Origin of the sequence: Nostoc flagelliforme FACHB-838, assembly GCF_014698065.1 — a bacterium.
GTDB classification, from domain to species: domain Bacteria; phylum Cyanobacteriota; class Cyanobacteriia; order Cyanobacteriales; family Nostocaceae; genus Nostoc; species Nostoc flagelliforme_B.
The window spans coordinates 1-2,560 of sequence record NZ_JACJSI010000611.1 but is presented as its reverse complement, the minus strand read 5'-3'; the positions used below and the strand labels follow the sequence as shown (position 1 = coordinate 2,560).

The following is a 2,560-nucleotide window of genomic DNA, read 5'->3' as shown; positions in this document are numbered from 1 at the left end:
TGAGATGTTTTTCTCAAGATGTGCTGCAACTATTTTTTCTCGAAGATCGACAGAGTAAGACTTCATTTAAAAGTATTTATATTTTAATCTAGTGTACCTCATAATAGACGCAATTGCTGTAACTATGTTCAAGAAGCAGCGATCGCTAACGAACTTGCTACCAAATTTTATTTAGAATGGGGTAAAAACAAAGCCGCAGAAGGATATCTGCAACAAGCATATTACTGCTATGCCTGTTGGGGAGCAAAAGCCAAAACTGATGACTTGGAAAAACGCTATCCCCAACTACTTAAACCCATTTTGCAACAGCAAGAATTCAACTTCAATCGCTTAGAAACTATAGCCAGTATTGCCTATATATCTACAAATATTAATTGCTGATAACGGCAAGGGGATAAGTGAAGAAATTAAACAAAACCCCATAACCTAAAGCCTACTGTCACGGCTTTGAATATGCCTATGAAATCATAAAAATGCTTCTAGAAAATCTGAGCCAGTAAAATAGGTTAAGATTTTCTGGAAGCTTACTTACAGATTTGTGTCGTATTCACTCTGTCCCCATCAGTCTTAAAACTTCGTAAATTGGCAAAGGTATTGTTAAATCATTTCAAATGACTATATCGCCCTTATTAACTGCCTCAGCCAAAGCTGAAGGAAAAGAGCCTTCAGACTGAGAGTTAAATATGCCACCAAGACTAGAAGTGATCTGTCCATAGTTGAATGCACTGCGGCTAGTACTGATTCCCGCAGCCGGGTTAATGCGGTTATCGCCTTGAGGCAGCCTTTTGCTAGTTACAAGTTCGTTAGTGATATCGATGGTGGGAATTGATTCAGGAGCGGTAATACTGATGACATCATTTGAATCACCGACAAATTTTTGCAGTTTTCCATTGTTGACATCAAGTTGAGCTAACCAACCGTCCACAGCTGAGGTCTTAACACCACCACCACCGTTCCCTAATAAGCCATCAGTAGCTCCAGTCACGTAAAGCTTACCATTCGTGTTAGTAGTAACACCCATAGCATAGTCAAGATTCTTTTTGCTTCCAAATTGTTGAATCCACTTGTTGTTGCCATCAGTGTCGAACTGCGCTACCCAGGCATTATAAGATTTGTCTTTTTGGCCTTTTCCTAACTTCCCGTTAGATTCTCCGATGATAAAGATGTTGTCATTTTCATCTATTTGCATATCTGATAGGTACATCCCATCATCATCTGAAGAACCAAATTGTTTAGCCCACACTTGAGAGCCATCTGGACGAAGTTTGCTAATCCAAATATCGCGACCCCGAATTCCCTTTTTTCCTACCGTTGTGCCAATATCTCCTGTAGTCCATCCTGTAACGTAAATATTGCCCTTGCTGTCAGTATCAACACCCCAAGCAAAATCAAGTCCCTGATTTGTACTTCCAAGCTGTTGAACCCACTGTATTTCCCCTGCTGTGTTCACCTTTGATACCCAGGCATCGTACTTCAAAAGTTGTCGCGATGGGTCTGACTCTCTGACTAAGCCCTGAGTCCAGCCTACAGCTATGCTGTTGCTATCCTTATCAATAGCAAGGTCGTAACATTCATCAAAAAAGGGAGTTATATCAAAAGGAAAGGTCGCTGAAGGATCTTTAATCAGGGTAAGCCACTGCTGGTTGCCATTGGTGTCAAACTTAGACACCCAGGAATTATCCTGAACGGCAAAATTGAAAATGTCTGTTCTATCATTGTTGTTAATTTCTATTCCTGATAAGTAGACATTCCCTGTTGGATCTAAGTCAATGGCAAAGGCTCCACTACTAAAGCCACCAGCACTAAACTGCCTACCCCAAAGCTGGTTGCCATTGGTGTCATATTTAGCCACCCAAACATCAGTTTCTGTTTGCTTGGTTCCAAACAGGTTACCCGACGTGCCACCTGCCATGTAGGAGTTACCATCCTTATCTGTAACCATCGCAAAGTTAGACTCATCACCAGAGGAGCCAACCTGCTTACCCCACAATTGATTGCCATTGCTGTCATATTTCGCTAGCCAAGCATCTGTAAACCCTTGATTTGTTCCAAACAATGGCCCGGTGGTAGTTCCTGATATATAAACATTGCCAATAGCATCTGTACCCGCAGCAAGACTGAGATCGTTTCCGGTAGTCCCTAATTGCTGAATTTTATTGTTTTTTGTTGGTTTTTTTGCTGGTTTTTCACCAACAAATCGGAAATTATTCGATGTCAAATCTAAATTGACTTCCGGCTTGGCAACTACAAAAGCTACAAGGTCAGGTGCTCCCTGTTGTAGTGAAAATATAGCTTCTCCAGAAATCGGTTGCGCAACTCCTGCAATCTGTAATCCATTAATTTTTACGATTCGATAGTCTGTCGATTTACCATTTAGCTGGATGACATCATTATTGATACCGAAATCATAAATGACAGCAAACTCGTTCAAACCAAGGAAGTTTGTAGTTAGTAGAGTATCTGGGTTAGAGGTAGTGTAGTAGGGCTGACTTGTATCACCAAGAACAAATCTGTCTGCCCCTACAGATGGGATATTTCTATCTAAGATCAGAAATGGATT

At 40.9% G+C, this 2,560-nt stretch carries 1 protein-coding gene and 1 pseudogene; one reads left to right on the top strand and one right to left on the bottom strand.

Going from position 1 to position 2,560, the window contains the following annotated elements; genetic code table 11:
• Positions 1 to 123: 123 nt before the first annotated feature.
• Positions 124 to 366 (top strand): annotated as a pseudogene (locus H6G97_RS56440) (hypothetical protein); the annotation flags it as partial.
• 241 nt (positions 367 to 607) lie between these two features.
• On the opposite strand, the gene H6G97_RS49640 reads toward H6G97_RS56440, so the two are convergent.
• The coding region (locus tag H6G97_RS49640; RefSeq protein WP_190947596.1) for an SBBP repeat-containing protein at positions 608 to 2,560 on the bottom strand (1,953 nt) is incomplete at its 5' end.